The 4,567-nt window shown below is 70.6% G+C and carries 5 protein-coding genes and 1 pseudogene; all 6 read right to left on the reverse strand.

Annotated features, from left to right (window positions below):
- On the reverse strand, positions 1-880 hold an 880-nt coding region (locus Y694_RS23785), incomplete at its 3' end, for a DUF748 domain-containing protein (RefSeq protein ID WP_197028830.1).
- A complete protein-coding gene (locus Y694_RS19875) occupies positions 877-2,328 on the reverse strand; it encodes a DUF748 domain-containing protein (RefSeq protein WP_036235731.1) in 1,452 nt (483 codons plus the stop codon). The genes Y694_RS23785 and Y694_RS19875, both read right to left, overlap by 4 nt.
- Positions 2,310-2,495, reverse strand: coding sequence for a hypothetical protein (locus Y694_RS19880; protein WP_036235733.1), 186 nt, complete (start codon positions 2,493-2,495; stop codon positions 2,310-2,312). The genes Y694_RS19875 and Y694_RS19880 overlap by 19 nt, the downstream gene beginning before the upstream one ends.
- A gap of 137 nt (positions 2,496-2,632) precedes the next feature.
- Positions 2,633-3,220 (reverse strand): HAD family hydrolase, encoded by a 588-nt coding sequence (locus Y694_RS19885; RefSeq protein ID WP_051495922.1) that lies wholly within the window; start codon positions 3,218-3,220, stop codon positions 2,633-2,635.
- Positions 3,221-3,299: 79 nt separating this feature from the next.
- Positions 3,300-4,021: pseudogene (gene ubiG, locus Y694_RS19890) on the reverse strand (bifunctional 2-polyprenyl-6-hydroxyphenol methylase/3-demethylubiquinol 3-O-methyltransferase UbiG).
- Positions 4,022-4,102: 81 nt separating this feature from the next.
- A partial coding sequence (gene ompA / locus Y694_RS19895; RefSeq protein ID WP_036235738.1) for an outer membrane protein OmpA occupies positions 4,103-4,567 on the reverse strand: 465 nt, incomplete at its 5' end.

Raw genomic sequence — 4,567 nt, forward strand, 5'->3', positions numbered from 1 at the left:
CCGCCGCCGGGGCCGGCGGCGCCGGCTCAGGTGGTGCGGCAGGTGCGGCGCCGGACGCGGTCTCGGTGGTCAGCGAGCGAGGGGTGGCGTCGCCTGGGCGCTTGACGATCTCGGACAGGTTGATGCGGCCATCCGCGTTGACGATCACCCTGCCGTAGAAGTCGTCGAGCGTGACGGTACCCAGATCGGCCTGGACCGCGGCGGGCCGCCATCCGACATCGGCCGCATCGAACTGCAGGCCCTTGAAGCGCACGAACTCGGCCTGGTTGATCTGGTCGAGCAGGCGCAGCTCCCGCAGCGCCAGACGTCCGCGCCAGCGCGCCAGCGACACGGCCTCCTGCGCCGTCCCGTCGACCTGCAGCTCGCCTCGCGCGCTGACCTTCGCCGACACCAGCGCGACGTTCAACTGCGCCTCGACATAAGGCTGCAGCGCGCGCAGGTCGAGGGAATCGAGGTCGATCTTGCTGCGCAGCGCCAGCGGCTGCGGTCGCGCGGTGCCGCTGGCACGCAGCCGGCCGCCGTGCTGCAGGGCCGTGGCCAACTCGAAGCTCAGCGGCTTGGTCAGGTCGCTGTCGAGCTGGCGCAACTTGACATCGGTGCGCGTGACACCGAAGACCGCGACCGGCTTGACGCTGCGATCGCTGAGGGTGACGCGGCAGTTGCTGCAACTCATTTCGCCGACCTGCCAGCGCGGCGGCGGGGTCGACCGTTCCTGCGCGGCGGCCGACGCCGAGACCGCCGGCTCGGCGGGCGGCGGCTGCCACCCGATCAGGCCTCGCTCGTTGCGCGCCGCCTCGAGGTCCAGGCCCTCCAGCTTCACGGCAGCAATGCGGGCCACGATTGGCTCGGCGGCGCCGGCACCGACCTGCAGCCCGTTCACGTCGAGCCGCGACAGGCGCAGCCGGTCCGTCGCCGCGTCTGGCTTGGCGAGCTTGCCAGCTGTCTTGCGTGCCGACGGCGGCGGAGGCGCCGCGGCGGCACCGACCGGCTGCACTTCCAGTCCCGTGAGCTGTAGGGCGCCTTCGCTGATGGACCAGCTCGTCGGGCCGACCTCGGCCTGCGCCTGCAGCGCCACGTCGGCCCCCACCACGCGCACTGGAAGCAGCGTCTGCCACGGCGCGAGCCAAGCGGTCGGCTTGAAGCCGGCCACGTCGCTTTCAGCCGAGCGTTGCGGGCCGCGACCGACAGCGTGCCATCGACCTGGACCTTGGCGCCCTGCGCGTCGACCAGCGAAAGTGCCAGCGTGGCGGGCGGCGCATCGGGGCGGGCGTCAAGTCCGCTGACCGCCAGCGTGATGGGCGTCAGCGCCTGACCCTGCGGCCAGGCCGGCTCGGTGAGCAACACGCGGCCTTCGGCCAGCTCGAGCTTGTCCACCCGCCATTGCCAGCCGTCGGCATCGCCAGCCACGGCGGGCGCCGAGGCGGCCCCGCCCGCTGCACTGGCGGCCGAGGCTGGCGCATCGGACAGCACCAGGCGGTCCTTGCCGGTAGGTGCCGGCCCCGCGGCCGTGAGGCGCGGCAGGTCGACCTCGAGCTGCGGCGCCTGCAGCCGGATCGCGCCCACGATGGCCTTGCGCTCCAGCGGCTGCAGGTCCAGCCCCTCGATCGCCAGACGTTCCACCGCGACCCGCGCGCCCTGCGCCGGAACCACCGTCTGCATCTGGGACAGCGTGGCGCTGCCAGCGATCCGCAACAGGGGCGCCGCCGGTGCGGGCCGCTGCTCGAAGCCGATCGCGAGCCGCAGGTCGAGCTGCCCTCGCAGGACATCGATCGGCAACGCCTGCGGCAGCAGTGGCGCAAACGCCTCGACCCAGCGCGGCACGTCGAGCTGCTGCCAGCTCACGTCGACGTGTGAGCGGCGCCCCTCGGCGAACGGCTGGGTCTTGCCCTGCACCTGCAGGTGGCTGCCGTTGACCCGGGCGTCGAGCAGCGGTTCGACGTCGATCGTCACCTGAGAAGGCAGATTCGAGACGAAGGGAACGCCGATCTGCAGCCCCTCCACGTGGTGCTCACTGCGAGACACGCGGTCGACGATGTGGATGCGCCCGCCTTCGAGACGAATGTTGTTCAGCGCGAAGCGCGCCGGCTTGGCATCGGGCGGCGCCGGCGGCTGCTTCGCCAAGGCTTCGAGCATCGGCGTGATGTTGTAGCGCCCGATCGCCTGGCGCTCCAGTTCGATCTGCGGCTCGCGAACCAGCACGCGCTCGAGCACCGGCGCGAGCCGCCACAACGACTCGATGGACAGGTCGGCGCGCAGCTCGGCGACGCGCAGCCAGGGCGCCTCGGCCGGCCCGAGCTTCAGGCCTGCGATCACCGCCTCCAGCTCCATGGCGCCAGTTCGATGCGATCCAGCGCCAGTGGTGCGCCGAGCGCCTCGCTGGCCGCTGCCTCAATGCGTGGTTTCAGGAAGCCCGGCAACCAGGCGCCGATCAGCAGCGTCCACAGCAGAGCGAAGGTCGCTACGCCGCCCGCGGTCCACAACAGGGCACGCGGCACGGCGCCACACTGCCGAGAAGGGAACGGAGCTGGCGATCGTGTGCGGGAGGAAGTCATCGCTGACGCGGACGGGGCGGTCGGGACGGCCGTAGCAGTGTGCTCGCGCGCGCACTCGCGGGTCAACGCCACGCTTTCACTCAAAGGGGCGCAAGCAGTGACAGCAGGTCGAGCGGCGTTGCGATCACCGCGTCGGCGCCCCAGGCATCGAGATCCGGCGTCGCTCCGAGGTAACCGTAGGCCGCAGCGATGGCGGGCATGCCGGCGGCGCGCGCCGCCTCGATGTCGCGCAGGTCGTCGCCCACGTACACGGCCTCGCGCGGCGCGACCCCAAGCCGCCGGCAGGCTTCGAACAGCGGCGCCGGATGCGGCTTGGCATGCGGGGTGGTGTCACCCGAGATCACCACCGAGGTCAGGCGATCGAGCCCCAAGCCCGCCACCACCGGGCCTGTGAAGCGGGTCGCCTTGTTGGTCACGATGCCCCAGGACAGGCCGCACTGCGCGAGCGATGCAAGGCACCCGGCCACCCCGTCGAACAGGCGGGTGTCGCGGTCGAGCGCGGCCTCGTACTCCGTCAGGAACTCGGCGCGCGCCGTTTCGTAGTCGTCGTCGCCGGGATGCATGCCGAGTCCGGCGCCCAGCATGCCGCGCGCGCCGGCCGACGCGACCGGACGCAACTGCGATATCGGCAGCGCGGGCAGGCCGCGCCGCTCGCGCAGTCGGTTCAGGGCCCCGCCGAGGTCGGGTGCGGTGTCGGCGAGCGTGCCATCGAGGTCGACAGCACGGCGCGCACACTAAAGCGCGCGCTCATGCTCTGCGGCAGCCGAACAGGTAGTTCACGCTGGTGTCGGCGCTCAGCCAGTAGCGGCGCGTGACCGGGTTGTATTCCATGCCGCGGGTCGCGCTCACGTCGAGATCGGCTTCGCGACACCAGCGTGCCAGTTCGCTCGGGCGGATGAAGCGCGCGTACTCGTGCGTTCCACGCGGCAGCAGCTTGAGCAGGTATTCCGCACCGACGATCGCGAACAGGAAGGCCTTGGGATTGCGGTTCAACGTCGAGAAGAACACGTGCCCTCCGGGCCGCACCAGCGCAGCGCAAGCCTGCACGATCGAAGACGGATCGGGAACGTGCTCGAGCATTTCCATGCAGGTCACGACGTCGTAGCGGCCCGGTTGCTCGGCCGCCAGCGCCTCGGCGGCGATTTCCCGGTACTGCACCGATGGTGTGGCCACCTCCAGAGCGTGCAGCTGTGCCACCTTGAGCGCCTTGCTCGACAGGTCGATCCCCAGCACCTCGGCGCCCTGGCGCGCCATCGCATCGGACAGGATGCCGCCCCCGCAACCGACGTCGAGCACACGCTTGCCCTGGAGCCCGCCGGCCAGCTTGGCGAGCCACTCGAGCCGCAGCGGTTGATCTGGTGCAGCGGCCGGAACTCGCTCTCCGGGTCCCACCAGCGGTGAGCCAGGTCACCGAACTTCGCGAGTTCCTGGGGGTCGGCGTTCATTGCCGAGGCATCGTTCGTCGTCATGAGCGGATGGTAGGCGCTGGAAATGGCGCGAAGAAACAAAAAACCCCGCCGAGGCGGGGTTTCGAAGCGGACCAAGCCAGCTTACTTCTTGGTACGCGTACCGACCACTTCGATTTCCGTGCGGCGATTCTTCGCGCGGCCATCGGCGGTCTTGTTGTCTGCCACCGGTTGCTTCTCGCCCTTGCCTTCGGTGTAGATGCGGTTCTTCTCGATGCCCTTCGACTCGAGATAAGCCTTGACGGCCTCCGAACGACGCAGCGACAGCTTCTGGTTGTAGGCGTCGGAACCGACCGAGTCGGTGTGGCCGACGGCGATCACGACTTCCAGGTTCAGACCGGCGATCTTGCTGGCCAGGTCGTCGAGCTTGCTCTTGGCCTCGGGCTTCAGGGTCGCCTTGTCGAAGTCGAAGAACGCGTCGGCGGCGTAGGTCACCTTCTCGCTGACCGGCACCGGCACGACAGCCGGAGCAGGCGCCGGGGCCGGCGGGGCCACGGGCGCAGGAGCGGGGGCGGCGGCAACAGGAGCCGGCGGCGGGGCCTTCGGCGG

It is taken from the genome of Methylibium sp. T29-B, from assembly GCF_000576225.1.
Classification (GTDB): domain Bacteria; phylum Pseudomonadota; class Gammaproteobacteria; order Burkholderiales; family Burkholderiaceae_C; genus Methylibium; species Methylibium petroleiphilum.